The sequence below is a fragment of the Sagittula sp. genome, assembly GCF_052825245.1.
The window spans coordinates 12565-39252 of sequence record NZ_JBRBWD010000023.1 but is presented as its reverse complement, the minus strand read 5'-3'; the positions used below and the strand labels follow the sequence as shown (position 1 = coordinate 39252).

At 68.5% G+C, this 26688-nt stretch carries 20 protein-coding genes; 18 read left to right on the top strand and 2 right to left on the bottom strand.

Features of this window, described 5'->3' with window-relative positions; genetic code table 11:
- Window positions 1-47 precede the first annotated feature (47 nt).
- The 6 genes from ACU0DV_RS07630 to ACU0DV_RS07605 all read left to right on the top strand — a co-directional run bounded on the left by ACU0DV_RS07630 (window position 48) and on the right by ACU0DV_RS07605 (window position 6973).
- Complete coding sequence (locus tag ACU0DV_RS07630; protein ID WP_100929609.1) at window positions 48-410, top strand: cobalamin biosynthesis protein; 363 nt, start codon at window positions 48-50, stop codon at window positions 408-410.
- Entirely contained in the window at window positions 407-1204 is a 798-nt protein-coding gene (cobM, locus tag ACU0DV_RS07625; protein ID WP_446243162.1) for a precorrin-4 C(11)-methyltransferase, read from the top strand. Before ACU0DV_RS07630 ends, cobM begins: the two co-directional genes overlap by 4 nt.
- Window positions 1201-2514, top strand: a complete 1314-nt coding sequence (locus ACU0DV_RS07620; protein ID WP_370311221.1) for a cobyrinate a,c-diamide synthase — start codon at window positions 1201-1203, stop codon at window positions 2512-2514. The genes cobM and ACU0DV_RS07620 overlap by 4 nt, the downstream gene beginning before the upstream one ends.
- The gene (gene cobA, locus ACU0DV_RS07615; protein ID WP_100929612.1) at window positions 2511-3230 is read left to right on the top strand and encodes a uroporphyrinogen-III C-methyltransferase; all 720 of its coding nucleotides are present in this window, start codon (window positions 2511-2513) and stop codon (window positions 3228-3230) included. The genes ACU0DV_RS07620 and cobA overlap by 4 nt, the downstream gene beginning before the upstream one ends.
- 431 nt (window positions 3231-3661) lie before the next feature.
- A complete protein-coding gene (gene cobF / locus ACU0DV_RS07610; RefSeq protein ID WP_446243161.1) occupies window positions 3662-4387 on the top strand; it encodes a precorrin-6A synthase (deacetylating) in 726 nt (241 codons plus the stop codon).
- A gap of 369 nt (window positions 4388-4756) precedes the next feature.
- A complete protein-coding gene (locus tag ACU0DV_RS07605; protein ID WP_446243160.1) occupies window positions 4757-6973 on the top strand; it encodes a hypothetical protein in 2217 nt (738 codons plus the stop codon).
- Between the two features lie 124 nt (window positions 6974-7097).
- Here ACU0DV_RS07605 and ACU0DV_RS07600 read toward each other — a convergent pair whose 3' ends face one another.
- Window positions 7098-8492, bottom strand: coding sequence for a helix-turn-helix domain-containing protein (locus ACU0DV_RS07600; RefSeq protein ID WP_100929615.1), 1395 nt, complete (start codon window positions 8490-8492; stop codon window positions 7098-7100).
- A 140-nt stretch (window positions 8493-8632) separates the two neighbouring features.
- On the opposite strand from ACU0DV_RS07600, the gene ACU0DV_RS07595 reads away from it, so the two are divergent.
- The 6 genes from ACU0DV_RS07595 to ACU0DV_RS07570 all read left to right on the top strand — a co-directional run bounded on the left by ACU0DV_RS07595 (window position 8633) and on the right by ACU0DV_RS07570 (window position 15246).
- Complete coding sequence (locus tag ACU0DV_RS07595; protein WP_446243159.1) at window positions 8633-9832, top strand: pyridoxal-phosphate-dependent aminotransferase family protein; 1200 nt, start codon at window positions 8633-8635, stop codon at window positions 9830-9832.
- A gap of 94 nt (window positions 9833-9926) precedes the next feature.
- On the top strand, window positions 9927-10886 hold the full coding sequence (locus tag ACU0DV_RS07590) for an HpcH/HpaI aldolase/citrate lyase family protein (RefSeq protein ID WP_370311216.1): 960 nt from the start codon (window positions 9927-9929) through the stop codon (window positions 10884-10886).
- A 133-nt stretch (window positions 10887-11019) separates the two neighbouring features.
- Window positions 11020-12201: a malate--CoA ligase subunit beta gene (locus ACU0DV_RS07585; protein ID WP_100929617.1), complete on the top strand. Its 1182-nt coding sequence runs from the start codon at window positions 11020-11022 to the stop codon at window positions 12199-12201.
- Between the two features lie 50 nt (window positions 12202-12251).
- A complete protein-coding gene (gene sucD, locus ACU0DV_RS07580; RefSeq protein WP_100929618.1) occupies window positions 12252-13148 on the top strand; it encodes a succinate--CoA ligase subunit alpha in 897 nt (298 codons plus the stop codon).
- Entirely contained in the window at window positions 13145-14014 is an 870-nt protein-coding gene (locus ACU0DV_RS07575; protein ID WP_446243158.1) for an FAS1-like dehydratase domain-containing protein, read from the top strand. Before sucD ends, ACU0DV_RS07575 begins: the two co-directional genes overlap by 4 nt.
- Window positions 14011-15246: a CoA transferase gene (locus ACU0DV_RS07570; RefSeq protein ID WP_446243157.1), complete on the top strand. Its 1236-nt coding sequence runs from the start codon at window positions 14011-14013 to the stop codon at window positions 15244-15246. The genes ACU0DV_RS07575 and ACU0DV_RS07570 overlap by 4 nt, the downstream gene beginning before the upstream one ends.
- 431 nt (window positions 15247-15677) lie before the next feature.
- On the opposite strand, the gene ACU0DV_RS07565 is transcribed toward ACU0DV_RS07570, so the two are convergent.
- Window positions 15678-16592 carry a hydrogen peroxide-inducible genes activator gene (locus tag ACU0DV_RS07565; protein WP_100929620.1) on the bottom strand — a complete coding sequence of 305 codons (915 nt, stop codon included), beginning with the start codon at window positions 16590-16592 and terminating at the stop codon, window positions 15678-15680.
- Between the two features lie 209 nt (window positions 16593-16801).
- Here ACU0DV_RS07565 and katG point away from each other — a divergent pair, with 209 nt between their 5' ends.
- The 6 genes from katG (at window position 16802) to hypF (ending at window position 26476) form a co-directional block, all read left to right on the top strand.
- On the top strand, window positions 16802-19009 hold the full coding sequence (gene katG, locus ACU0DV_RS07560; protein WP_100929621.1) for a catalase/peroxidase HPI: 2208 nt from the start codon (window positions 16802-16804) through the stop codon (window positions 19007-19009).
- Between the two features lie 198 nt (window positions 19010-19207).
- Entirely contained in the window at window positions 19208-20281 is a 1074-nt protein-coding gene (locus tag ACU0DV_RS07555) for a LysM peptidoglycan-binding domain-containing protein (protein ID WP_370314128.1), read from the top strand.
- Window positions 20282-20364: 83 nt separating this feature from the next.
- Window positions 20365-21747 carry a sensor histidine kinase gene (locus tag ACU0DV_RS07550; protein WP_446240790.1) on the top strand — a complete coding sequence of 461 codons (1383 nt, stop codon included), beginning with the start codon at window positions 20365-20367 and terminating at the stop codon, window positions 21745-21747.
- Complete coding sequence (locus ACU0DV_RS07545; RefSeq protein WP_446240791.1) at window positions 21744-22733, top strand: NADH-quinone oxidoreductase subunit B family protein; 990 nt, start codon at window positions 21744-21746, stop codon at window positions 22731-22733. Before ACU0DV_RS07550 ends, ACU0DV_RS07545 begins: the two co-directional genes overlap by 4 nt.
- Complete coding sequence (locus ACU0DV_RS07540) at window positions 22730-24157, top strand: nickel-dependent hydrogenase large subunit (protein WP_446240792.1); 1428 nt, start codon at window positions 22730-22732, stop codon at window positions 24155-24157. Before ACU0DV_RS07545 ends, ACU0DV_RS07540 begins: the two co-directional genes overlap by 4 nt.
- A gap of 96 nt (window positions 24158-24253) precedes the next feature.
- Entirely contained in the window at window positions 24254-26476 is a 2223-nt protein-coding gene (gene hypF, locus ACU0DV_RS07535; RefSeq protein ID WP_446240793.1) for a carbamoyltransferase HypF, read from the top strand.
- Window positions 26477-26688 lie beyond the last annotated feature (212 nt).

The window sequence follows — 26688 nt, the reverse complement described above, 5'->3', positions numbered from 1 at the left end:
CCCCAAACCGCGACAGCCGGACCCGCGCAGCCAGGAAGGACCGCCCCATGATCGTTGCCGGATTCGGATATCGCAGCGGGGCGACCCTCGACAGCCTGCGCGACGCCTACCGCCGCGCGCGGCTGGGACAGGAGGCCGACGTGCTCGCCACCGTCGAGGACAAGCTCCCGCTGCTCCACGATCTCGGGGCTGACATCCGCCGCCCCGCCGTCGGCATCTCCTCGAAGTTCATGCAGGTGCAGGAAACCGAAACCGTGTCCGAGATCGTGCTCGCCGCCCGCGGCGTCGGATCGGTGGCCGAGGCCGCCGCTCTTGCCGCCGCCGGCCCCGGCGCGCAGCTCCTCTCGACCCGCGTGGTGTCCGAGGACGGCCGCGCCACCTGCGCCTTCGCCATCGGAGAAGATGAATGACCGTACACTTCATCGGCGCGGGACCCGGCGCGCCCGACCTCCTGACCCTGCGCGGCCGCGACCTGATCGCCGCCTGCCCGGTCTGCCTCTACGCCGGCTCCCTGGTCCCCGAGGCCATCCTCGGCCATTGCCCCGCAGGCGCGCGCATCGTGAACACCGCGCCCATGGACCTCGACCGCATCATGGCCGAGATCGCCGCGGCCCATGCCGCGGGCCACGACATCGCGCGCCTCCACTCCGGCGACCTCTCCGTCTGGTCGGCCATGGGCGAACAACTCCGCCGCCTGCGCGAGATGGACATCCCCTACACCGTCACCCCCGGCGTGCCCTCCTTTGCCGCCGCCGCAGCAGCGCTCGGCACCGAACTGACCCTGCCGGGCCTCGCCCAGTCGGTCGTCCTGACCCGCACGCCCGGGCGCGCCTCCTCCATGCCCGAGGGCGAGACGCTCGCCAACTTCGCCCGCACCGGCGCGACGCTGGCCATCCATCTCTCGATCCAGAACCTCGACACCGTGACCGCCGACCTGATCCCCGCCTACGGGCCCGACTGCCCCGTGGCCGTCGTCTTCCGCGCAAGCTGGCCCGACCAGCGCATCATCCGCGGCACGCTCGCCGACATCGCCGGACGCATGGACGGCGACATCACCCGAACCGCGCTGATCCTCGCAGGCCCCGCGCTCGCCGCCGAGGGCTTCGACGAAAGCTGTCTCTACGCCGTCGACTATGACCGCCGCTACCGCCCGCAAAGCGCCGAGAGCCCCTGGGCCGGATGGCGCCCGGAGGACGAGGCATGAAGGGCGTCCTCGTCTCTGCGCCGTCCTCCGGCACCGGCAAGACCACCGTCATGCTGGGCCTCCTCCGGGCGCTGGCCGACGACGGCGTGAAGGTCCAGCCGTTCAAGTCCGGCCCTGACTACATCGACCCGGCCTTCCACCGGGCCGCCAGCGGGCGCGACTCCTTCAACCTCGACACATGGGCGATGGACGCGGCGCTTCTGGACGCGCTCGCCAGCGAGGCGGCAGAGGCCGACTTCTGCATCGCCGAAGGCTCCATGGGCCTTTACGACGGCGTCGCGACCGAAGGGCAGTCGGGCTTCGGCTCCTCCGCCGAAACCGCGCGCCGCTTCGGCTGGCCGGTGGTGCTGGTGCTCGATGTGGGCGGGCAGGCGCAGTCGGCGGCAGCCACGGCGCTGGGGTTCGCCACCTACATGCCGGACCTGCCCTTCGCGGGCGTGATCCTGAACCGCGTGGCTTCTCCGCGCCACGAACGGCTGACCCGGCTGGGGATGGAGCGTGCGGGCCTGAACGTGCTGGGCGTGCTGCCCCGGCGCGGCGACCTGACGCTGCCGGAACGCCACCTCGGGCTGGTGCAGGCGGTCGAACATCCCGACCTCGACGCCGCCATCGCGGGCTATGCCGACTTCCTGCGCGAACACGTCGACCTCGACGCCATCCTTACGGCAGGGCGGGGCGAATCCCGCCCCACGGGGCCGATGCGCCTGCCGCCGCCGCCCGCGCAACGCATCGCGCTTGCGCAGGACGCGGCCTTCTCCTTCACCTATCCGCACATCCTCAAGGGCTGGCGCGAGGCCGGGGCAGAGATCCTGCCGTTCTCGCCCCTTGCGGACGAGGCGCCCGCACAGGACGCCGACCTCGTCTGGCTGCCCGGGGGCTACCCGGAGCTGCACGCAGGCCGCCTTGCCGCCGCCGACCGCTTCCGCACGGCGCTTTGCCGCCACGCCGAAACCCGGCCCGTGCACGGCGAATGCGGCGGCTACATGGCGCTTGGCGCGGCGCTGACCGACAAGGACGGCGTCACCCACCGGATGGCGGGCCTTCTGGGCCTCGTCACCTCCTACGAGAAGCGCAAGTTCCACCTCGGCTACCGCCGCGCCGTGCTGCAGGCGGCCATGCCCGGCTTCACCCCCGGCATGGCGCTGCGCGGGCACGAATTCCACTATTCCACCATCCTCGAACAGCCCGACGCGCCGCTGGCGCAGGTCTTCGACGCGGATGGCAACCCGGTGGTGGAAACCGGCTCCGTCCGGGGCCACGTGTCGGGGACGTTCTTCCACCTCATCACCGGCGAAGGGGGCATGGCATGACCGGCTTTGTCAGTTTCGTGGGCTCCGGTCCCGGCGATCCGGAGCTTCTGACCCTGAAGGCCGTGGACCGCCTGAAACGGGCCGACGCGGTGCTGTTCGACGACCTCTCCTCCGGTCCGATCCTCGGACATGCGCGGCAGGGGGCGGACCTCGTGGGCGTGGGCAAGCGCGCCGGGCGCCCCTCGCCGAAACAGGACCATGTCTCTCGCCTGCTGGTGGACTACGCCCTGACCGGCCAGCGCATCGTGCGGCTCAAATCCGGCGACAGCGGCATCTTCGGCCGGCTTGAGGAAGAGCTGACCGCGCTCAAGGCGGCGGGCATCCCCTACGAGATCATCCCCGGCGTGCCCTCAGCCGTGGCGGCGGCCGCGGCGGCGGGCATCCCGCTGACCCGGCGCCTGACCGCGCGGCGGGTGCAGTTCGTCACCGGCCACGACGTTTCCGGCGCGCTGCCCGAGGACCTGAACCTCGACGCGCTGGCCGATCCGCTGGCCTCTACGGTGATCTTCATGGGCAAGGGCACCTTCCCGCGCCTTTTCGCCATGCTCGAAGCGCGCGGCCTCCCGGCCTCCACCGCCGCGATCCTCGCCGAAGAGGTCAGCGGCCCGGGCCAGACCATCACCCGCACGACCGTGGGCGCCCTGGCCGAGCAACTGGCCGCCGAGAAGGGCACCAAGGCCGCCCTGATCCTCTACGGCTCCCTTGCGGAGGCCTGAGGGGTGCGCGGGCGGTCGGGTCTTTGTGGCGTCCGGATGGGGCGGGTTGCGGGTGCTGTCCGCCGTGCCGCTCTTGTCTAGGGGCTTGAACGGTGATGGAGCACGCCGCGCCCCCCAAAGCCACAGTGCCCGCTCGCGTCGGCGCAATCCGGGCCTGTCAGGCGCGCCGCGCCTTGTCCTTCGCGTGTATCCAAGGGGGCGACCGATGAGCGACTACACGACCGACACCGACGGCCTGACAACCTCCTGCGTTCACCGCGCCGTGGCACCGCAGGCGGCGAACGCTTGTCTTGCAACGCCTTCCGAGAGGTCCAACCGATGACCAACCACGCGACAGGCGTGGACGGCGCGACAGCCTCCGTCCACCTTAGAGCCATGGACCTGCGGGTGACGAGCGCCTGCTGGATCAAACCCTTTGAAAGGACCGAACGATGATCGAACGTGTGGTCCTTGTGGGCATCGGGACGGGCAGTCTTGGCCACCTGACGCTGGACGGGCAGGCGGCGCTGCGGGCGGCGGACGTGATCCTCGTGCCCCGCAAGGCCGAGAAGGACGACCTCGCCGAGATCCGCCTGCGCCTGCTGGAACAGGCCGGCGTCGCGGCCCGGGTCGCCTTCTTCGACTATCCGGTGCGGGACGAAACCTTGCCATACCTCGAACGCGTCGAACGCTGGCATGACGAAATCGCAACCCGCTGGACCGCCGCCGCCGGAGAGGCCGCCGAAATAGCCCTCCTGGTCTGGGGCGACCCCTCCTTCTACGACAGCACGATGCGCATCGCGTCCCGGCTGGTGTCCGCGGGGGCGGTGCGTGTGGTGCCCGGGATCACGGCGGTGCAGGCCCTGACGGCGGCGCATGGGGTGCCTTTGAACACGGTGAACGGGCGGATCCTGGTCACCACGGGCCGGCGGCTGAGGGAGGGGGGGTGGCCCGAGGGGGCGGAGAGCGTGGTGGTGGTGCTGGACGGGGAGTGCTCGTTCAGGGGGCTGACTGGACTGGGGCTGGAGATCTGGTGGGGGGCGTTCCTGGGGATGCCCGAGGAGATCCTGCTGAGCGGGCCGCTGGACGAGGTTTCGCCGCGGATCGTGGAGGTCCGGGAGGCGGCGCGGGGGCGGCACGGGTGGGTGATGGACACCTACCTGATGCGGAAATCCTGAGGGGTGGGGCCCCGTCCAAAGGCTCCGCAGGTTTCGCGGCGAAACCTTCTTTTGTTAACAATGGGTTAATGTGTTGGGTTTGGGTGTTGGTTAGGATGATCGCTTTGGTATTTGATAGTAAGATCAATGCCGGTCGAAAGGCGAAAACGGCCTTGAGCGAACTTTGACCGAAAGGCTTCGTCGCTGCAGTGCGACCCGTCAAACTGGACTTTAGCCAAAGTCGCAAAATACAGATTCAAATTCGTGAAACTTGAACGAAAGGCGCAGTCGGTATGAGGTAAGTCTGAAATCTACATCCTGTGCCAACTCGACTCTCGACCACAAGGGCGGTAACCTGCCGCCCGTAACTCCTCGCAACGGTAGAATTGCATGACGGTCGGTCCAGCAGCAGTACGAGTTAACGCGGTTCTTTCTGCGTTTCGCGACAACGAGAACTCGGACGTCATCGACGCCCTTTGCTACTTCTACGTCCCCATTCTTGATAAGCTCCACGGAAAGCCGATCACCGCGTCATTGCTGGCTAAGGCCGCTAAGCTCATCTACGGCTGGAACCTCACGGAGTCTGTCGGCCATGTATTCGTTGAACGACTGGTCGCGCAAGGGCATCTAGTCGAGGAGCAAAAGAACGGTCAGACGATTTTCGTCGCGCAGCCAAGCCCCGAGCTAGCCGCCGATGTTGAAACATCGATACAAGAGTCATTCGAAAAGGTCACCGAGTTGTTCGGGGAGTTTGACCTTGTTGCTGGCGATCTAATCTACAGGCAGCTTACCCGTGAGCAGTTGGGCGACCTGCTCGTCCGTTTCCTCATATCACTGGACGCCTATTCGAATAATGAAATTACGGCTTCCTTGAGGTCAGGAGACATTGCCAACGGGGAACGCAGTGCCCTTCAAGAGTTGACAAAAGACGTTTCCGTTCTATCGCAGGCGGAAACTCATGTCTGCGCCAGATTTGTGCAGTGGCTTTCAAAGGAGCAGCCGGAACTAGCCGAGAAGCTCAGTCTTTTCGTCGCGGCAGGCCTTTTGGCTGAACTGGTTGAGGATTTCCGCAAGCCCTCCGCACTGGAAACGAAAAGCGAAACAACGTTCTTTCTTGACGGGCCAATGCTTCTCGGCCTCGTTGGGACAAGCGGTGCAGCCCTTCAAGAGGAAGCAAGAACGATTGTTGATGCCTTAAAGTCGATTGGCTGTCGCGTTCAGGTCTTCAGCGAGAGCTGCCGCGAGGCGGAACGAGTTCTAAGGTCCTATTTGAAAGCTTCACCTTCGGATCGTTACGGTCGCACTCACACGGCCATACTGAATGGTGAGGTTGACAGAGCCTACGTTCAAACTGTTGCGGCCGACATTGAGGCGGCCGCCGAAAAGTTCGGCGTAAGTGTCAGGGATTACTCCCTCGACGCCTTCCCCAATGATCATAAGTACTTCGATACAGAGCGGAATACTGACGTTTACTCGTTTCTGTCTTGGGAAGGTTCACTTGCCCGTGAGCATGATGCGTTCGCAGTGACAGCGATAATGCGGATGCGCCATGGCAAGCACAAAAACGATCCGCTGCAAAACAGCCATGTCTTCATTTCCTCGAATGAGAAGCTAGTAAGGAAAGCGCGGGATTACTGCTTGCAGTCTCAACTGATTCGCGAAACACAGTGCGGCCCGGTCGTCGATACCCGAGACTTGGCGACAATCGCATGGCTGCGAACTGGTTTCGAGAACTCGGAGAAATTGCCAACATCGCACATGCTGGCACAATGCGAACGCGTCCTTCGGGTCCGAAAGGACGTGATCGAAAATGCCCGGCTGCAGGTCGCCAAATTCACCCCTGAAAAGGTGGAGCAGTTTGAACTGCTATTGCAGGACAATCGCGCGGTCAGCTACCTGATGGATACTGCACGCGGTTCGTCGGCCCCATTCGACCCAGAACGAGATCAAGAACTTCTGGATGGAATGCTGGATGCGGCCATCAAGGTTGTCCGAGACGAAACAAATGCCAAGCTTTCCGAAAAGGACAAGAAAATTCGTCAACTGCGCGCCGAGAACAAGAAGAGGCAGCAAGAAACCCAAGCCGAATATGAAGAAAGACTCAATGAGGAAGCCCGAAAGACCGCCGAAGTGGGGGCTCGGCTAGCCGAATTGGAACGTCTGAGAGCCGCAGATGCGGAGCGTCTTGCTTTGGTCTCTTCGCGGCATGAGATCATCATGAGGGAAGGGATTGAGTATGCCAACAAGTGGATAGGCCGATATCAGTTTCTGGGAGCGGCAGTATTGGCAGCAGCAGGCATACTCGCAACGTTTGGAGTGTTTTGGGATCCTTCGTCTCTACCTCCGGTGGTGGACTGGGGTTCGAAGCTAGTGGCTGTAACCGGCGTGGTGTTCACGATCCTCGCGCTTCTTGGGCGACCAGTGCCCGGTTTATGGCAGCTGATCGAGCATAGCGGCGAGAAATGGTATTCTAAGTACTGTGTGAACAAGGGCGTCCCTGCGACTGAAGCTAAAGAGCGTCTGTCAGTCGGAAAAACACGGCTCATACTGGCGGAACCTGATAAACAAACTTTGGAAGTAAGCCGTTTGGACGTCAAAAGGGACTAGCGAACCAAATTAGATACGGCTTTCAATCTTTGTTGGGGCAATGAGGAAATCAGTGCGTGTCTGCTCTCGGGCTGATCTCAGTATCTTTCGCATCTGTGGCGAACGTCCGGAATCCGCCCCCCCCTCATGTCGCGTACCGCGTCGCGCCTCTCCGGGCGGTGTCGACCGGGGTCGACAGGACCAGGGCCTGGTGGGCGCGCTGGTCGCAGTTGGCGCGGGGGCAGATGCGGCAGTTGATGCCGATCTCGGTGGGGCGGGCCTCGGCCAGGTTCAGGTCCTCGGCGTAGCCCAGGGCGTCGGCGTGATCGCGGGCGCAGCCCATGGCGACGGCGAGGCGGACGTCCTGCGCGTGGCGGGTGAAGGTTGGCCGGTCTACCGTCCTCGCGAAGACGAAGAACTGCGAGCGGTCCGGCATCTCGACCACTTGCGGCACGATGCGGCCGGGGGTGCGGAAGACGGAGTGGACCTCGAGCCGGGGACAGGCGCCGCCGTATTCGGCGAGGTGGAAGTCGGTGGCGTTGAAGCGCTTGGTGACGTTGCCGGCCTTGTCGATCCTGAGGAAGAAGAAGGGGATGCCGCGGTGGCCCGTGCGCTGGAGGGTGGTGGCGCGGTGGCAGGCCTGCTCGAACGAGACGCCGAAGCGGGTGGCGAGGTGGTCGAAGTCGTACTTGGAGGCGCGGGCCTCGGCGAGGAAGCGGTCGTAGGGCATGAGCACGGCGGCGGCGAAGTAGTTGGCGAGCTCGACCCGGCAGCGGGCGCGGCCGTGGGCGTCCTCCAGCCCGGCCTCCGTCAGGATTGTGTCGAGGAGGTCGGCCTGTTCGAGGAGGCCCGCGACGTGCACCAGCTGGAAGAGGCGGTTGGGGTGGTCGAGGGCCTCGGACAGGCGGACCTCGCCGCGGGTCTCGTCGTATTCGCGCAGGGAGCGGGGCATCTCGGCCACGGGGGCGATGCGGACGCGCAGGCCGAGCTGCTGGCGGAGGCGGGATTTCAGGGCGAAGTACATGTCGTCGGCGGCGACGGGGGCGTCCCAGAAGGCCTCGGCCGCGGCCTCGAGGCGGGGGAAGTGGTTCTGGTGACGGCGGAAGACGTTGTGGACGACGGCCTCGGGCGCGGTGGGCAGGACCGATTCCTCGCCGGCGGCGGCCACGGACATGAGCTGATCGGTGGCGGCGAGATAGGCGCGGTGCAGCGTGACGAAGGCCGACGCGAGGTCCGGGCTGTGGGCGAGGCTGGCGCGCAGTTGCGGCAGATCGGGGCGGTGGCCCTCGAACAGCGGGTCCTGGAGGGCGGCGCGGATGTCGGCGAGGGCGGCGGTGTCGTCATCCTCGGCGATGTCGCGCCAGTCGACGCCATAGGCCTCGAAGAGCTTCAGAAGGACCGGGACGGAGACCGATCTTTCGTTCTTTTCCAGCAGGTTGACGTAGGATGTGGAGATGCCGAGTTCCTTCGCCATCTGCACCTGTGTCTGACCGTGTTCGATGCGCAAGCGCCTGAGGCGCGGGCCGATGAAGGTTTTCATGGTATTTGACAGTATACAGAATTTGACACCTTTACAATTGTGAGAGTTTGTAAAATTTCGCGTTCACAGCAGGACCCGGTTTGGTTTCCCGTTTGGCGGGAGAGGGCGCATGGTGGCTTCAGCGAAGAGGAGGCGCCCCCATGCAAAGCGGATACACACATCTGTTCATACCCGGTCCCACCAATGTCCCGGAGGTCGTGCGGCAGGCGATGAACGTGCCGCAGCAGGACATGCGCGCACCGGATTTCGCGGCGTTCACGCTGCCCCTGTTCGAGGGCCTGAAGAGGGTCTTCAAGACCACGACGGGCGAGGTGATGATGTTCCCCGGCTCCGGCACCGGCGCGTGGGAGGCGGCGATCACCAACACGCTGAACCCCGGCGACAAGGTGCTGATGTCGCGCTTCGGGCAGTTCTCGCACCTCTGGGTGAAGATGGCGGAGATGCTGGGGCTGGACGTGATCTGCGTCGACGTGCCCTGGGGCGCGGGTGTGCCCTGGAAGGAATACGGTCGCATCCTCGGCGCCGACAAGAACGACGAGATCAAGGCGGTCTTCGTCACCCACAACGAGACCGCGACCGGCGTGGTCAGCGACGTGGCCGCGGTGCGCCGGGTGATGGACGAATGCTTCCACGATGCGCTGCTGTTCGTGGACGGGGTGTCTTCTGTCGCCTCGGTCGATTTCCGGATGGACGAATGGGGCGTCGACCTTGCCGTGACGGGCTCGCAGAAGGGGTTGATGATGCCCGCGGGTCTCGGCATCCTCGGTGTCAGCCAGAAGGCCATGGCGGCGTCGAAGAACGCGCGGATGCGTCGGGCGTACTTCGACTTCGAGGACATGGTGAGCATCAATCGCAGCGGCTATTTCCCGTACACTCCCCCGACCCCGCTCCTGCATGGTCTGCGCGCGTCGCTCGACCTGCTGGAGCGGGAAGGGCTGGAGAACGTCTTTGCCCGCCACGCGCGGCTGGCGGAGGGCGTGCGCCGCGGCGTGAAGGCCATGGGGCTGGAACTGGTGGCGGAGCATTCCTCGCTGATGTCCGACACGGTGAGCGCGATCCGCGTGCCGCCGGAGGTGGATGCGCGCGAGGTGCTGCGCATCGCCTACGAGGAACTCAACGCCTCCTTCGGGTCGGGCCTGGCGCGGCTGGCGGGCAAGGTGTTCCGCATCGGGCACCTCGGCAGCTTCAACGAGGGCATGGCGCTGACGGGGCTGGGCCTTGCGGAACTGGCGCTGGTCAAGGCGGGCGCGAAGGTGCCGCTGGGCGCCGGGGTGGCCGCCGCATCGTCCTATTTCGCCGAAGGCGCGCAGAGCGGCGACCTGAAGATCGCGGCGGAATAAGTCCCGTCTTTCAATAACCATATCAAAGACCTGGAGCCTGTCCGCCGCACCCCCGAGGGGTGCGGTCCGGGAGGCTCTGACCAAGGAGGACATGATGTCTCATACGCTTCACCCGCTGCGCAAGCAGCGCCTGCACCGCTCCGAGCTGGCCGTGCCCGCATCCAACCCCGCGATGGTCGAGAAGGCCGCCGACAGCGCCGCCGACTACGTGTTCCTCGATCTGGAAGACGCGGTTGCGCCGCCGGAGAAGGACCAGGCGCGCAAGAACGCGGTGGAACTGCTGAACGACATCGACTGGGCCGGGAAGGGCAAGACCGTGTCGGTGCGGATCAACGGGCTCGACACCCATTACATGTACCGCGACGTCGTGGACATCATGGAGAAGGCAGGCGACCGGGTGGACACGCTGCTGGTCCCGAAGGTGGGCGTGCCCGCGGACCTCTACATGGTGGAGGCCATGATCAACCAGATCGAGCAGGCCTGCGGGCTCGAGAACCGCGTGGGGCTGGAGGCGCTGATCGAGACGGCGCTGGGCATGGCCAACGTGGAGGCCATCGCGCAGTTCGGCGGGCGGCTGGAGGCGCTGCACTTCGGGGTGGCGGACTACGCGGCCTCGATGCGGGCGCGGACGGTCAATATCGGCGGCCTGAACCCGGATTACCCGGGCGACCAGTGGCATGCCTCGATCAGCCGGATGGTGGTGGCCTGCCGCGCCTACGGGCTGCGGGCGGTGGACGGGCCCTTCGGCGATTTCAGCGATCCCGAGGGCTATGTCGCCGGGGCGAAGCGCGCCGCCGCGCTGGGATGCGAGGGCAAGTGGGCGATCCACCCGAGCCAGATCGCCATGGCCAACGACGTCTTCAGCCCGCCCGAGGCGGAGGTGTCGAAGGCGCAGCGCATCATCGAGGAACTGAAGGCGGCGGAGGCCGCGGGCAAGGGGGCGGCGAGCCTCGACGGCAAGATGATCGACGCGGCGTCGGAGAAGATGGCGCGCAACGTGATCGACATGGCGAACGCCATCGCCGCGAAGTCGCAGCCGATCGCGGCGGAGTAAGGCCTTTTCGGCAAGGGGGGCGGCGGCGCAACGCCCCGCCCTGTGACAGCACCCGCGGGCGGCGGGGTGGTTCGACGTGCCCGGCGGGGCGGTGGGGTGAACCCCCACGCCACGGAATGGAGGAGAGACGGACATGGACATTCATGAGCATCAGGCCAAGGAAATCCTGAAGGGCTTCGGCGTGCCGGTGCCGAAGGGCTTCGTGGCCTATTCGCCCGAGCAGGCGGCCTATTGCGCCCGCGAACTGGGCGGCCCCGGCCCCTGGGTCGTGAAGGCGCAGGTGCATTCCGGCGGCCGCGGCGAGGCGGGCGGCGTGAAGCTGTGCAAGACGGATGCGGAGGTGATGGAGTACGCCGCCTCGCTTCTGGGCACGCGGCTGGTGACCAAGCAGACCGATGCGCAGGGCAAGGGGGTCTACCGGCTTTATGTCGAGGAGGCGTCGGACATCGCGCAGGAACTGTACCTGGGCTTCGTGCTGGACCGGAAGTCGGAGCGGATCATGATCGTCGCCTCCGGCCATGGCGGGATGGAGATCGAGGACCTGGCGCATGAGGACCCCGACAGCCTCGTGCGGTCGGTGATCGACCCGGCGGTGGGCCTGCGCGAATACCAGGCGCGGGACGTGGGGTTCCGGCTGGGGCTGACGGGGCCGCAGGTGGCGCAGTTCGTGACCTTCCTGCAGGCGTGTTACCGGGCGTACCGCGACCTGGACGCGATGATGGTGGAGATCAACCCGCTGGTCATCACCGGCAAGGGCGACCTGGTGGCGCTGGATGCGAAGATGTCCTTCGACACCAACGCGCTTTACCGCCGTCCGCAGGTGGCGGCGCTGCGCGATCCCGGGCAGGAGGACCCGCGCGAGGCGATGGCCGCCGACAACGGGCTGGCCTACGTCGGGCTCGACGGCGACATCGGCTGCATCATCAACGGTGCGGGTCTGGCGATGGCGTCGATGGACATGATCCAGCTGGCTGGCGGGCAGCCCGCCAACTTCCTCGACATCGGCGGCGGCGCCTCGCCCGAGCGGGTCTGCCAGGCCTTCCGCACCGTGCTGTCGGACCGCAAGGTGAGTGTGATCCTCGTGAACATCTTCGCGGGCATCAACCGCTGCGACTGGATCGCGAAAGGAGTGATCCGGGCGTATCGCGAGGTGGGCATCGAGATCCCCGTGGTGGTCCGCCTGTCGGGCACCAACGTCGAGGAGGGCCGGAAGATCATCCGCGAGAGCGGCCTGCCGATCATTTCCGCCGACACGCTGGCCGAGGCCGCCGACAAGGCCGTCGCCGCCGCTTCCCAGAAAATCGCAGCAGAATAACCGCCCCTCGGGTCGCGCAGGCGACGGCAGGGCAGAAAGGACATCCGGAGATGGCAATTCTCATCAAGGACGACACACGGGTCGTGGTGCAGGGTCTTTCGGGGCGCATCGGCCAGTTCCACGCACAGGAGATGATCGAATACGGCACAAAGGTCGTGGCCGGGGTCACGCCCGGCAAGGGCGGCTCATCGGTGCTGAACCGCCCGGTCTTCAACACCGTCCGCGAGGCGGTGGAGCAGACCGGCGCGACCGCCTCGCTGCTGTTCGTGCCCCCGGCCTTCGCCGCCGACGCGATGATGGAGGCGGCAGAGGCGGGGATCGAGACGGCGGTCTGCGTGACCGACGGCATCCCGGCGCAGGACATGATGCGGGTGAAGCGCTTCCTCCGCCGCTTTCCGCGCGACCGCAAGATGCGGCTGATCGGGCCGAACTGCGCGGGCATCATCAGCCCGGGGCAGGGCTTCATGGGCATCATGCCGCCGCACATCTACATGCCGGGCCGCGTGGGCATCATCGGCCGGTCGGGCACGCTGGGCTACGAGGCGGCGAGCCAGATGCAGGCGCTGGGGATCGGCATCTCCTCTTCCATCGGGATCGGCGGCGACCCGATCAACGGATCAAGCTTCCGCGACATCCTCGAGCTGTTCGAGAACGATCCCGACACCGATGCGGTGATGATGATCGGCGAGATTGGCGGCCCGCAGGAGGCAGAGGCGGCGGAATACGTCCGCGACCACATGACGAAACCCGTCGCCGCCTACATCGCCGGTCTGGCCGCCCCCAAGGGCCGCAAGATGGGCCATGCCGGTGCGATCATCTCGGCCTTCGGGGAAAGCGCGCAGGAGAAGGTGGACATGCTCTCTGCCGTCGGCATCACCGTGGCCCCGAACCCCTCGGCCATGGGCGAGACCGTCGCCCGGATGCTGGGCATGAAGGCCGCGGCATGAGCGCGTCATCCCTGATGGAGCCGGACCACACCGCCTGGATCGGGCGCACGCAGACCGTCGAGGGGGGCGTCACGCCCAACCTCGCCGGGATGCTCGGCGCGGCGGTCGGCCACGATCTCTCCCCGGTCCGCGACCTGCGGGCCGGACGGCCGCTGCCCAGCCTCTGGCACTGGGTGGCGTTCCCCGAGTTCGTCCAGATGTCGGATCTGGGCGAGGACGGGCACCCGGCGCTGGGCGGCTTCCTGCCTCCCCTGCCGTTCCGGCGCCGGATGTGGGCCGGGGGCGACATCACCTTCAAGGGCGTCTTCCACGTCGGCGAACGGCTGACAAAGGTGTCGACCATCCGCGCCGTGACGATGAAGGAGGGGGCGACGGGGCGGATGGCCTTCGTCACCGTCGATCACGTCACCAGGGGCGCCGAGGGCGGCGTCGTCGAGGAAGAGCAGAACATCGTCTACCTCGACATCCCGAAATCCTTCCGCCCGCCGAAGCAGACCCCTGTGCCCGAACGTCTGGCCTATGACGAACGGGTGCCGATGAACGAGGTGCGGCTCTTCCGCTACTCGGCGGCGACCTACAACGCGCACCGCATCCACTACGACCTGCCCTATGCGCAGCAGGTGGAGAAGTACCCGGCGCTGGTCGTGCACGGCCCGATGCAGGCCACCATGGCGATCGAGGCGGCGGAACGGCACACGCGGCGCGCGCCCGCGCGGTTCAGCTACCGCGTGGTGCACCCGATGTTTCATGATCATGACCTGCGGCTGGTCGGTGCGCTCGACCCGGCGGGCGGCGCGATCGAGATCGGAACGGCAACCTTCGAGGACTACCTCGGGCTCAAGGCAAGGATGGAGTGGGCGGCATGAGTATCCTGACAGGCATGCGCGTGGTCGAAAGCTCCGCCTTCGTGGCGGTGCCGCTGGCCGGGATGACGCTGGCGCAGATGGGGGCGGACGTGATCCGCTTCGACCTGCCGGCAGGCGGCATGGACGCGAAACGCTGGCCGGTGACGCGGGAGGGGCAGAGCCTGTTCTGGGCCGGGATGAACAAGGGCAAACGCTCGGTGGCGCTGGACGTGAAATCGCCGCGCGGCCGGGAGATCGCGCAGGAGATCATCTGCGCCCCCGGGCAGGACGCGGGGCTGTTCATCACCAACCTCGCGGTGAAGGGCTGGACCGATTACGAGACTTTGTCGGAGCGGCGCGGCGACCTCTGCATGGTGCAGCTGCGCGGCGACCGGCACGGGCGCCCGGCGGTCGACTACACGGTGAACCCGCAGCTGGGCTTCCCCATGGCCACGGGGCCGAAAGGATCGGCTGATCCGGTCTGCCACGTGCTGCCCGCATGGGACTGCATCGCCGGGAACATGGTGGTCAGCGGTCTGCTCGCCGCCGAGCGCCACCGGCTGCGCACGCGGCAGGGGCAGTTCGCCGACCTGACGCTGAAGGACGCTGCAAGCGCGATGCTCGGCAACCTCGGGATCCTGGGCGAAGTGCAGGTCAACGGCGAGAGCCGCGGGAAACATGGCAACGCGCTTTACGGCGCTTACGGGCAGGACTTCCTCTGCGCCGACGGCCGGCGGGTGATGGTCATCGCCCTGACGCTGCGCCAGTGGAAGAACCTCTGCCGGGTGACCGGGACGGAGACCGACATGAACTACCTGTCGGGCGCGCTGAACGCCGACCTCGACACCGAGGGCGCACGCTGGGAACATCGCGCCGCGATCACGAAGGTGCTGACGCCCTGGTTCGCGGCGCGCGGTGTCGCCGACTTCGCGGAGCTCTTCGACAAGAGCGGCGTCACCTGGTCGGTCTTCCGCACCTTCGCAGAGGCTGTGGCGGAGGACCCGGATATCTCCACCGCCAACCCGATATTCTCGGAGGTCGATCATCCCGGCATCGGGCGGATGCTGACCCCCGGCTCGCCGTTCAGCTTCGCGGGCTACGGGCGCGACGTGCCTAGGCCCGCCCCGGTCCTCGGCCAGCACACGGAGGAGGTGCTTGCCGACGTGGCCCGCCTGACCGACGGAGAGATCGGGCGGCTGATGGACGACGGCATCGCCATGCAAACGGGCGACAGGCTGCGCATGGCCTCCTGACACGCGCAGCGCCCCGCCGCTGTGCCCGGTGACCGGATGCGCAACCCGGACACCGGTATGGGTCCGCGCCGCCCCCCGGCGCGGACCCGGTGTGCCCGTCCGGCCCAAAACTCCCGGCCAGAAACGCCCGGCCAGAAACGCCAGACCCCTTCATCTTGGCCGAAATACCTCGGGGGTCCGGGGGCAGCGCCCCCGGCGTGGGGGGGGGGGCCCCGCCCCCCCCCCACCCCCCCCCCCCCCCCCCCCCCCCCCACCCCCCCCCCCCCCCCGCGCCCGCGGGCCCCCCCCGCCGCCCGGGTGGGGTGCCCGCGCGGGCCCCCCCCCCCGCCCCGCCCCGGCGCCGCGCGCCGGCCCCCCCCCCCCGCCCCCCCCCCCGCGGCGCCGCGCCCCCCCCCCCCCCCCCCCCCCCACGCCCCGGCGCCGCAGCGGCATCAGGCGTGAACGGGTTGCGGGCCGCCCGCCGCGCCCACCCGGCGGACCACCTCGGCGATGCGGGCGAACTGTTCGGCCATGGGCGAGGACTTCCGCCAGACCATGCCGATGGTGCGCGCCGGTTGCGGCTCGGCGAAATGCGCGACCGAGACCTGCGCCGCGCCGGTTTCCACCGGGACCGCCATCTCGGGGATCAGGGTGACGCCGATGCCCGCGCCCACCATCTGCACCAGCGTCGTCAGCGATGAGCCGTCCAGACCGTCGCGCGGCATGGCCGAGCCCAGCTTGCAGAACGACAGCGCCTGGTCGCGGAAGCAGTGGCCTTCCTCCAGCAGCAGGAGCCGCATCTTCTGCAGCGCCTCGCCGTCTGGCACGGGCTTGGCCGCGTCGCGGTCGGGGCGCACGAGGACGAAGGTCTCGTCGAAGAGCGCCACCTCGGTCAGCGCGGGTTCGGAGATCGGCAGCGCGAGGATGGCGGCGTCGATGCGGCCGTCGTGCAGCTCCGTGATCAGGCGCGGGGTCAGGGTCTCGCGGACGTGCAGGTCGAGGCCGTCGAACTCTGCCGACAGGTGCCCCACCAGCCGGGGCAGCAGGTAGGGGGCGATGGTCGGGATGATGCCCAGCCGCAGCCGCCCGATGTGGCCGCCCTGCACGCTGCGGGCGAGGTCGCCCAGCTCGTCGACGGAGCGCAGGATCTCCGTCACGCGTTTGCGGAAGGTCTCGCCGAATCCGGTCAGCCGGACGGAGCGCGGCCCGCGCTCGAAGAGCGGCAGGCCAAGTTCGGCCTCAAGCTCCTTGATCTGCACCGAAAGCGCGGGCTGGGAGATCGCGCAGGCCGCGGCGGCGTGGCCGAAATGCCCCTTCTGGGCGAGCGCCTCGAAATAGCGCAACTGTTTCAGGGTGATGTTTTTCATAATCGCAAATTATGGGCGCCATCAGAACTTTCAACTTAAATATATTGGAACCCCCGTTTAGAAAGAGTCCAGACTGGCGACGCGAGGAGACTGCGCGCGCGGCCGAAGCCCGCGGCGCAACACGTCACGGAACGAAAAGACATGAACTGTCCCAAGGGCTTGGCGCCTTTCATGGGGCTGAAACCGACTTTGACCGTAGGGAGATCGACATGGACGGAAACAACACAGGCGGATGCCCGGTGATGCACGGGGCGCAGATCGCCTCGACCTTCGGGGTACGCTCGAACCGCGACTGGTGGCCGAACCAGCTCAACCTCGGCATCCTGCACCAGCATGCCCCCAAATCGAACCCGATGGGCGAGAACTTCTCCTACGCCGAGGCGTTCAAGAAACTCGATCTGAAGGAGGTCAAGAAGGACCTCACCGCGCTGATGACCGACAGCCAGGACTGGTGGCCGGCGGACTACGGCCATTACGGCCCGTTCATGATCCGGATGGCGTGGCACTCTGCCGGGACCTACCGCACGGCGGACGGCCGGGGCGGCGCGGGCTCGGGCCAGCAGCGGTTCGCGCCGCTGAACTCCTGGCCGGACAACGGCAACCTCGACAAGGCCCGGCGCCTGCTGTGGCCGGTCAAGAAGAAGTACGGCAACAGCCTGTCCTGGGCCGACCTCTTCATCCTCGCAGGCAACGTGGCCATCGAATCGATGGGCGGACGCACCTTCGGCTTCGGCGGCGGCCGTGTCGACACATGGGAGCCGGAGCAGGACGTCTACTGGGGCTCCGAGGCAGAGTGGCTGGCGACTTCCGGCGGCGAGGGATCGCGCTACACCGGCGACCGCGTGCTGGAAAATCCGCTGGCGGCCGTGCAGATGGGCCTGATCTACGTGAACCCGGAAGGCCCGGACGGCAACCCGGACCCGCTGGCCTCGGCCCGCGACATCCGCGAGACCTTTGCCCGCATGGCGATGAACGACGAGGAAACCGTCGCGCTGACCGCCGGTGGCCACACCTTCGGCAAGGCGCACGGCGCCGGTGACGCGGGCCTCGTCGGCACCGATCCCGAAGCCTCGCCGCTGGAATCGATGGGCTTCGGCTGGGCCTCCACCCACGAGACCGGGCTGGGCAAGTACACCATCACCTCGGGCATCGAGGGGCCGTGGACCGCGAACCCGACGCAGTGGGACATGGGTTATTTCGACCTGCTGTTCGGCTACGAGTGGGAACTGACCAAGTCGCCCGCCGGGGCAAACCAGTGGACGCCGAAGGACCTCAGGGACGAGGACTTCGCACCGCAGGTCGACGGCTCGGGCGAGAAGGTCAAGCCGATGATGACCACCGCCGACATGGCGATGCGCATGGACCCCGAGTACGAGAAGATCTCGCGCCGGTTCCACCAGAACCCGGAGGAGTTCGCCGAGGCGTTTGCCCGCGCGTGGTTCAAGCTGACCCACCGCGACATGGGGCCGAAGTCGCTGTACCTCGGGCCGGAAGTGCCGGAAGAAGACCTGATCTGGCAGGACCCGCTGCCGAAGGCGGACTACCCGATGATCGACGACGCCGATGTCGCCGCGCTGAAGTCCGAGATCCTGTCGAGCGGCCTGTCGGTGCGTGACCTCGTCTACACGGCGTGGTCGTCTGCCTCGACTTTCCGCGGGTCCGACAAGCGGGGCGGCGCCAACGGCGCGCGCATCCGTCTTGCGCCGCAGAAGGATTGGGAGGTCAACGAGCCTGAGCAGCTTGCACAGGTGCTGTCGGTGCTCGAAGGCATCAAGTCGGGCTTCGACGCCAAGGGGGCGAAGAAGGTCTCCATCGCGGACCTGATCGTGCTGGGCGGTGCCGCCGCCATCGAGAAGGCGGCGAAGGCCGGCGGCCAGGAGGTCGAGGTGCCCTTCGTTCCGGGCCGCGTCGACGCCACCGACGCGCACACCGACGCCGAGAGCTTCGAGCCGCTGGAACCGCAGGCGGACGGCTTCCGCAACTACGCGCAGCAGACCTTTGCCGTCTCGGCCGAGGAGATGCTGCTCGACAAGGCGCAGCTTCTGGGCCTGTCGGCGCCGGAGATGACGGTGCTGGTCGGCGGGATGCGCGCGCTGGGGGCCAACCACGGCGGCACCACGCACGGCATGTTCGACGGGGACTACGGTGTCCTCGACACCAAGTTCTTCGAAGGCATCACCGAGATGGGCGTGAAGTGGGCCCCGGCGGACGAGGAAGGCACCTTCAAGGCCACGAACCGCACCGACGGCGGCGAGCGCTGGACCGGCACGCGGGTCGACCTCGTGTTCGGCTCCAACAGCCAGCTTCGGGCGCTGTCCGAGGTCTATGCGCAGGACGACAACCGCGGGAAGTTCATCTGCGATTTCGTAAGCGCGTGGAACAAGGTGATGAACGCCGACCGTTTCGACGTGGCCTAAGCGCCTTGCGCATGTGAACAGGCAGGCGGCGCCCTTCGGGGCGCCGTTTTGCGTGGGGGGCGTTTTTTGGCAAGGTTGGGTTTCGCATACTTCCCCGCGCGGCGGCTGCGGTGCTAGGCTGCGGCCATTGACGCGGAACGTCTGGCTTCGGGCCTGTGCCCGGGGGGCGTTCCTGACAGGATTTCGAAAGGGGCCGCCATGTCCATCCGACCCTACACCATCCGGGACGGGGATACGCTTTGGGGCATCGCCGGGCGCAAGCTGGGCGACACCAAGCTGTGGGGCGACATCTGGCGGATGAACATCGACGCCGAGCGCCTGCCGAACAACGCCACGCTGATCGTCGATCCCGACGTGCTGTTCACCGGCGACACGATCTACATCCCGAAGGACGGCTCGAAACTGCCGCGCCGGGCGCCGATGCCCATGGCGCGCAGCCTGCGCCGGTCGCTGGGCGAGCGCGGCGCGCAGTCGGAGGTGACGCCGCCCCGGTTCGAGTTCGACATGGTCAAGGTGACGGGCACGGCCTTCCACCCCGATTTCCGCATCACGCTGACGCTTGTGGGGGCGATGGGGATGCAGGCGAAGGACCCGGTCAGGTTCCTCGACATGAAGCCGTCGAACTACGAGATGAAGGAGGCGACCGCGAAGCGGATGATCCTGTCGCGGCTGTTCAATGCAATCCGCGCCGATTACCGGCCCGAGGCGGCGTCGGTGACGCTGGACGCGGGGCAGGCGTTCCGCTCGGCGGGCGGACTGACGGCGCGGCTGAAGGTGAACCCGGTGACCCGCGTGCGCACCGGCCAGGTCGACCTGCCCTCGGACGAGGTTCGGCTCTACGGGCACAGGTTCGATCCGCTCCTGTCGCTGAAGATCGAGATCCAGCACCGCGGCCAGTCGGACGAGGGCGCCTCGGAGGGCATCCAGTCGGTGCAGGTGGCGCTGCCGATTACCGATTTCGGCGTCGATGTGTTCATCACCGCGGACCCGTCGATGGGGCAGAAGCTGCCGAGCTATGCGCTGGCCAGCCGGATGCTGACGCGCGGGGCGCTGGGGGCCAAGATGCTCATGTCGGGCAGCCGCGATGTGGTTACCGGCGGGGTGCGGATGGGCGGCCATGCGGGCAAGAAGGGCGGCGCCGGACGCGCGGGGATCAGCGGCGCGGAGGCGGTGATCGCCGAATCGGGCGGCAACAAGCGCCTGCTGCTGGAGCGCCGCGCGCCGAAGACCGGCCATGGCGCGGCCACCGACCTCGTCCGCGCGGGCGCCTGACGGGGCATCGCCGAAAGACGCCGCAGCCATCGCCCGCCGGAGGTGCATTGTGCTTTGCGGTCCGGGGCGGCTAGGGTCGTGGGATGGAGAACAGCTTCGCAGGCCATGGACAGGGCGACACGCCCGGCGGCGCCCCCGGCGAGATGGGGGAGGCCGCATGGGCGGACGTGCTGCGCGCGGTGGACCGCACCTATGCGGAGCTTGTCGATTATCAGGAAAAGCTGGAGAGCCGGAACGCCGAACTGAGGGCGCTGCGCGGTGTGCTCGCCTCGATCCGCGAGTCGATCGGCGACTACCTTGTCGTGACCGACCGCGATGGGCTGATCGTGGAGGCGAGCGCCTCGTTCTGCGCGATGGCGGGCGTGGCGGAGGCGCGCGCCGTGGGGCGGCCCTTCCTCGATTTCCTCGAACCAGACGCGCGCGCGGCGCTTGGCCGGGCCATCGAGCAGGCGCTTATGGACCGCAGCGTCGCGGGGGTGGAGGCGCCGCTTTCCGGACGCGACGGGCCGGAGCCGGTGGAATGGCGCGTGGCGCCCCGGCAGGAACAGCGCCGCCGCGTCGGTGTCGTGCTGACGGGCCGGCCGCTGGGCGAGTTGCGGCGTGCCTATTCGGAACTGGCGGAAGGCCACGAACGGCTGAAGCAGGCGCAGACCCTGCTGGTGCGCAACGAAAAGCTCGCCTCGCTCGGGCGGCTGCTGGCCGGGGTGGCGCACGAGCTGAACAACCCCATCAGCTTCGTCTACGCCAACTCGCACGCGCTGGGGAAATACGTCGACCGGTTCGAGCAGTATTTCGAGCGGGTGCAGGCCGGTGCCTCGCGCGAGGAACTGGTGGAGTTGCGCGCGAAGCTGCGGCTGGACCGTGACCTGAAGAACCTGCGGTCTGCCCTGAACGGCGCGCAGGAGGGGGCGGAGCGGGTGCGCGACATCGTGGCCGACCTGCGGCGCCTTTCGGCGGACGGGACGGGCGACATGGTGCCCTTCGACCTGGGCGACTGCGCGCGCGTGGCAGCAAGCTGGGTGGAGCGCGGCAGCCGGTCGGAGCTCAGGATCACCTTCGAGGGCGCCTGCGACGGGCCTGCGTTGGGCCGTCCGGGACACATCCAGCAGGTGCTGATGAACCTCGTGCAGAACGCGGCGGACGCCATGGCTGGCCAGGCGGACGCGGAGGTCACCCTGCGGCTGCACAGCGATGCCAGGCGCGAGATGATCGACATCTGCGACAATGGTCCCGGCGTGCCGGAGGAGCTGACGGCGGCGATCTTCGACCCGTTCTTCACCACCAAGGACGTGGGCGCCGGGACGGGGCTGGGGCTGGCGATCTCGGCCAAGATCGTCGAGGAACACGGGGGCACGCTGGAACTGCTGCCGCAGGAGAGCGGCGCCTGCTTCCGTGTCGCGCTGAGGCGCGCGGAGGCCGGGAAGGACACCGGCAGGGACGCCGGGAAAGGAACGGAGCCGGAATGAACGTACTCTGGTTGCAGACCGCGGGTTGCGGCGGATGCTCCATGTCGCTCCTCTGTGCGGAGGCGCCGGGGGTCTTCGACCTGCTGGAGGGCGCGGGGATCGAGATGCTGTGGCACCCCTCGTTCTCCGAGGCGACGGGCGGCGAGGTGCGCGCCCTGCTGGCCGCGATCGAGGCGGGCGAGCAGCGGCTCGATGTGCTCTGTGTCGAAGGCTCCATCCTGATGGGGCCGGGCGGCACCGGGCGTTACCAGATGATGGCGGGCACCGGGCGCTCGATGCTCGACTGGGTGCGCTCGCTCTCGGCGCTGGCCACGCATGTGGTGGCGGTGGGCACCTGCGCGACCTACGGCGGCGTGACTTCGGCGGGCGAGAACCTGACCGACGCGATGGGCCTGCAATACGACGGTGCGCACCGGGGTGGCGCGCTCGGGGCCGGGTTCGTGGCGAAGGGCGGCCTGCCGGTGGTCAACGTCGCGGGCTGTCCGACGCATCCCGACTGGGTGACGGAGACGCTGATGATGCTGGCCGAGGGCGTGCTGGATGCCGGCGCGCTCGACACGCTGGGGCGACCGAAGTTCTATGCCGAGAACCTCGTGCACCATGCCTGCCCGAAGAACGAGTTCTACGAGTACAAGGCCAGCGCCGAGAAGCTGAGCCAGATCGGCTGCATGATGGAGCATCTGGGCTGCGTCGGCACGCAGGCGGTGGGCGACTGCAACATTCGCGGCTGGAACGGCGAGGGGTCCTGCACGCGGGCGGGCTATCCCTGCATCAACTGCACCGCGCCGGAGTTCGAGGAACCCGGCCACGCCTTCGCCGAGACGCCGAAGTTCGCGGGCATCCCCGTAGGGCTGCCGACCGACATGCCGAAGGCCTGGTTCATGGCGCTGGCTTCCCTGTCGAAGGCGGCAACGCCGCCGCGCATCGGGCGGAACGCGGTGTCGGACCGGATCCGCGTCCCCCCCAGCCCGAAGGCGCGTTCATGACCAAGACCTTGCTGGTGGGGCCGTTCAACCGGGTGGAGGGCGACCTGGAGATCCGGCTTGAGGTGGCGGAGGGCCGCGTGGCTGCGGCCTATGCCAATTCGCCGATGTTCCGCGGGTTCGAGCGGATGATGCTGGGCAAGGGACCGGAGGACGCGCTGACGATCACGCCGCGGATCTGCGGCATCTGCTCGATCTCGCAATCGGCGGCGGCGGCCCTTGCGCTGGCCGATCTCGCCGGGGCGGAAATGGCGCTGGAGGGCGCGCGGGTCGCCGCGCTTTTGCACGGGGTGGAGAACCTGCTGGACCACCTGACGCATTTCTACCTGTTCTTCATGCCGGATTTCGCGCGTGCGGGCTATGCGGGCCGGGGCTGGCACGACCGGGTGCAGGCGCGGTTCCTGGCCGGGCAGGGCTCCGGCACGCGGGCGGCCGTGGCGGCACGGGCCGAGCTTTTCCACATCGTGGGGCTTCTGGGCGGCAAGTGGCCGCATACGCTGGCGATCCAGCCCGGGGGCGTCACGCGGGCGCCTTCCGCGCGCGACAAGGCACGCATTGGCGCGTGGCTGGCGGGCTTCCGGCGGTTCCTGGAGCGCGAGGTCTTCGGCGCACCGCTTGAGGTCTTCGACGCGCTGTCGGACGTGGCGGGGCTGGAGCGCTGGGGCACGGGCGACGCCGGGTTGTTCCTGGAGGTGGCGGCGGACACCGGGCTCACCGATCTGGGCCGGGGCCCGGGGCGCTACATGTCCTTCGGCGCCTACCCGGTACCGGAGGGACGGCTCTTCCGGCGCGGGCTTTGGCAGGGCGGCGCAGTGGGGCCGGTGGACGAGGGGGCCATCGTCGAGGACCTGAGCCACGCCTGGATGCTGGGCGCGGCGGCGCATCCTTCGGCCGGGGAGACGCGGCCCGATGCGGCCATGCGCGAGGAGGCCTACAGCTGGTGCAAGGCGCCGCGGCTGGGCGGAGAGACGGTGGAGGTCGGCGCGCTGGCCCGGCAGATCGTCGACGGTCACCCGCTGGCGGTGGCGCTGGCGGGGGAGGGCGGCGTGCGGGCGCGTGTCGCCGGGCGCCTGCTGGAGATCGCGCGGACGCAGATCGTGCTGGAGGGGCTGCTGGCCGGCATCGCGCCGGAGAAGGCCTTCATGACCGAGGTGGCGCTGCCCCGGGACGGGTCCGGCGTGGGGCTGGTGGAGGCGGCGCGCGGGTCGCTCGGCCACTGGCTGAGTGTCGAGGGCGGGCGCATTTCCAGCTACCAGATCGTGGCGCCGACCACGTGGAACTTCTCGCCCCGCGACGGCAGCGGCGTGCCCGGGCCGGTGGAGGCGGCGCTGGTCGGTGCGGAGGTGCGCGAGGGCGAGGACACGCCCCTGGCCGTGCAGCACGTGGTGCGGAGCTTCGACCCGTGCATGGTCTGCACGGTGCATTGATGGCACCGTGTCTGCGGTTGGGCAAGGCGCGCCCGGGTGTCGGCGGCCTGCGGTCTGGCAGGCGGTGCGCCGAGGTATTTGGACCAAGGTGAAGCCATGGGAGCGGGGAGGCGGATACGGGTGCGCGGTCAGGTGCAGGGCGTGGGCTTCCGCCCCTTCGTCTGGCAGCTTGCGCGCGAGAGGGGGCTGACCGGGGTCGTGCTGAACGATCCCGAGGGTGTGCTGATCCTCGCCGCCGGGGCCGATCTGGACGGGTTCGAACGGGCGCTTGTTGAGCGTGCGCCCCTGCTGGCGCGGGTGGATGCGGTGGAGTCCTTGCCCTGCGAGGTGGAGGCGGAGGGTTTTGTCATCGGCGCCTCCGAAGGGGCGGGGGCCGAGACGCGGGTGACGCCGGATGCGGCGAGCTGCGCCGATTGCCTGGCGGAGGTGCGCGATCCCGGCGACCGGCGGCACGGCTATGCCTTTGCCAATTGCACCCATTGCGGGCCGCGGTTCACCATCCTGCGGGGGCTGCCTTACGACCGGGCACAGACGACCATGGCGGCCTTCCCGATGTGCGACGCCTGCCGGGCGGAGTATGGCGACCCGGGCGACCGGCGCTTTCACGCGCAGCCGGTGGCCTGCCCGGACTGCGGCCCGCGGCTGTGGCTTGAGCCGGAAGGCGGTCTGGCGGAAGCGGTGGCACGGCTGGCGCGGGGCGAGGTGCTGGCGGTCAAGGGGCTGGGCGGCTTTCACCTGGCCTGCGACGCCACGAACGCGGAGGCGGTGGCGCTGTTGCGGGCGCGCAAGCGGCGGCCGTCGAAACCCTTTGCGCTGATGGCGGCGCTGGAGGTGATCCGGCGGTTTGCACGGGTGGACGGTGCGGCGGCGGCGCTGCTGCGCGACCCGGCGGCGCCGATCGTGCTGTTGCCGAAGGGCTGCGAGACCCTGCCCGAAGGCGTGGCGCCGGGCATGGCGGAACTGGGCTGGATGCTGCCCTATACGCCGCTGCACCACCTGCTGCTCGATGCCTTCGGGGGCGTGCTGGTGATGACCTCGGGCAACCTGTCGGGCGAACCGCAGGTCATCGGCAACGCGGAGGCGCGGGACAAGCTCGGGCCGTTCGCCGATGCCTTCCTGATGCACGACCGCGACATCGCGCGGCGGCTGGACGATTCCGTCGAGCGGGCGGCGCCGCCGATGGTGCTGCGCCGGGCGCGGGGGCGGGTGCCGGGGACGCTGCCCCTGCCGGAGGGCTTTGGCGATGCGCCGCAGGTGGTGGGCTATGGCGGCCAGATGAAGGCGGCGATCTGCCTTCTGAAGAACGGGCAGGCGCTCCTGGGGCATCACCTGGGCGAGCTGGACGAGGCGCTGACCTGGGATGCCTTCCTCGACGCCGACCGGGATTATGCGGCGCTTTTCGATCATCGCCCGGAGGTGGTGGCCGTGGATCTGCATCCGGATTTCCGCGCCTCGCGCCACGGAGCGGCGCGGGCGGAGGCCGAGGGGCTGCGGCTGGAGGAGGTCCAGCATCACCACGCGCACCTTGCGTCCTGCCTCGGCGAGAACGGCTGGCCGCTGGACGGCGGGCCGGTCGCCGGGATCGTGCTGGACGGGCTGGGGCTGGGGCCGGATGGCACGGTCTGGGGCGGCGAGCTGCTGCTGGGCGATTACCGCGGGTACGCGCGGCGTGGCTGGCTGGCGCCGGTGCCGCTGGTGGGCGGCGACCGTGCGCAGGCGGAGCCCTGGCGCAACGCTCTGGTCCGGCTGGACGCGGCGGGGCTGGCGGACTGGGCGGACGGGCTGTTCCCCGATGCGCCGCGCGACATGCTGCGGATGGCGGCGGCGCGGGGGCTGAACGCGCCGCTGTCGTCTTCGGCCGGGCGGCTCTTCGACGCGGTGGCGTCCTGCCTCGGGATTTGCCCGGACAGGCAGAGCTACGAGGGGGAGGCGGCCATGCGGCTGGAGGCGCTGGCCGGTGAGGGCGGCGGTGCGGGCTACGAGTTTGGCCACGATGGGCCGGTCATCGACCCGGGGCCGGTGTTCCATGCGCTTCATGATGACGTGTCGCGGGGTGCGGGGGCGGCGCAGGTGTCGGCGCGGTTCCATGCCGGGCTGGCACGGGCCTTTGCCGGGCGCGCGCGGGCGATGGTGCGGGACGGGGAGGCGGAGGCCGTGGCGCTGACGGGGGGCTGTTTCCAGAACGCGCGCCTGCTGCGGGAGACGCTGGCGGCCCTTGGCGATGTGCCGGTGCTGGTCCATCGGACGGTGCCCGCGAACGACGGCGGGCTGGCGCTGGGGCAGGCGCTGGTGGCAGCGGCGCGGGTGGTGGCGGACTGAGGCAGTCCTTGCGTTGCGATGTTGGTGCGCGGGGGAGGGTGGCGTGAACCCCCACCCTACGGGGTGTCGCGCGGCCGGGACAGGCATGACTCGGGCCCGTGGTTGCCGCGCTGCGGCAGGGGGAGGCTGCGGAAAGCGACTTACCGAAAGCAGGTGGAAAGCGGACAGCCCTTTGCCGGAGGCGGGCGCGCCCATCACCTGCACAACCGGCG

What these genes read in the sequence shown, in the direction of transcription:
- katG (WP_100929621.1), top strand. Translation starts at nt 16,802, where the DNA reads ATGGACGGAAACAACACAGGCGGATGCCCGGTGATGCACGGGGCGCAG.
- ACU0DV_RS07575 (WP_446243158.1), top strand. Translation starts at nt 13,145, where the DNA reads ATGAGCGCGTCATCCCTGATGGAGCCGGACCACACCGCCTGGATCGGG.
- ACU0DV_RS07555 (WP_370314128.1), top strand. Translation starts at nt 19,208, where the DNA reads ATGTCCATCCGACCCTACACCATCCGGGACGGGGATACGCTTTGGGGC.
- ACU0DV_RS07565 (WP_100929620.1), bottom strand. Translation starts at nt 16,592, where the DNA reads ATGAAAAACATCACCCTGAAACAGTTGCGCTATTTCGAGGCGCTCGCC.
- ACU0DV_RS07600 (WP_100929615.1), bottom strand. Translation starts at nt 8,492, where the DNA reads ATGAAAACCTTCATCGGCCCGCGCCTCAGGCGCTTGCGCATCGAACAC.
- cobA (WP_100929612.1), top strand. Translation starts at nt 2,511, where the DNA reads ATGACCGGCTTTGTCAGTTTCGTGGGCTCCGGTCCCGGCGATCCGGAG.
- sucD (WP_100929618.1), top strand. Translation starts at nt 12,252, where the DNA reads ATGGCAATTCTCATCAAGGACGACACACGGGTCGTGGTGCAGGGTCTT.
- ACU0DV_RS07605 (WP_446243160.1), top strand. Translation starts at nt 4,757, where the DNA reads ATGACGGTCGGTCCAGCAGCAGTACGAGTTAACGCGGTTCTTTCTGCG.
- ACU0DV_RS07620 (WP_370311221.1), top strand. Translation starts at nt 1,201, where the DNA reads ATGAAGGGCGTCCTCGTCTCTGCGCCGTCCTCCGGCACCGGCAAGACC.
- cobF (WP_446243161.1), top strand. Translation starts at nt 3,662, where the DNA reads ATGATCGAACGTGTGGTCCTTGTGGGCATCGGGACGGGCAGTCTTGGC.
- ACU0DV_RS07590 (WP_370311216.1), top strand. Translation starts at nt 9,927, where the DNA reads ATGTCTCATACGCTTCACCCGCTGCGCAAGCAGCGCCTGCACCGCTCC.
- ACU0DV_RS07540 (WP_446240792.1), top strand. Translation starts at nt 22,730, where the DNA reads ATGACCAAGACCTTGCTGGTGGGGCCGTTCAACCGGGTGGAGGGCGAC.
- cobM (WP_446243162.1), top strand. Translation starts at nt 407, where the DNA reads ATGACCGTACACTTCATCGGCGCGGGACCCGGCGCGCCCGACCTCCTG.
- ACU0DV_RS07630 (WP_100929609.1), top strand. Translation starts at nt 48, where the DNA reads ATGATCGTTGCCGGATTCGGATATCGCAGCGGGGCGACCCTCGACAGC.
- ACU0DV_RS07570 (WP_446243157.1), top strand. Translation starts at nt 14,011, where the DNA reads ATGAGTATCCTGACAGGCATGCGCGTGGTCGAAAGCTCCGCCTTCGTG.
- hypF (WP_446240793.1), top strand. Translation starts at nt 24,254, where the DNA reads ATGGGAGCGGGGAGGCGGATACGGGTGCGCGGTCAGGTGCAGGGCGTG.
- ACU0DV_RS07595 (WP_446243159.1), top strand. Translation starts at nt 8,633, where the DNA reads ATGCAAAGCGGATACACACATCTGTTCATACCCGGTCCCACCAATGTC.
- ACU0DV_RS07545 (WP_446240791.1), top strand. Translation starts at nt 21,744, where the DNA reads ATGAACGTACTCTGGTTGCAGACCGCGGGTTGCGGCGGATGCTCCATG.
- ACU0DV_RS07550 (WP_446240790.1), top strand. Translation starts at nt 20,365, where the DNA reads ATGGAGAACAGCTTCGCAGGCCATGGACAGGGCGACACGCCCGGCGGC.
- ACU0DV_RS07585 (WP_100929617.1), top strand. Translation starts at nt 11,020, where the DNA reads ATGGACATTCATGAGCATCAGGCCAAGGAAATCCTGAAGGGCTTCGGC.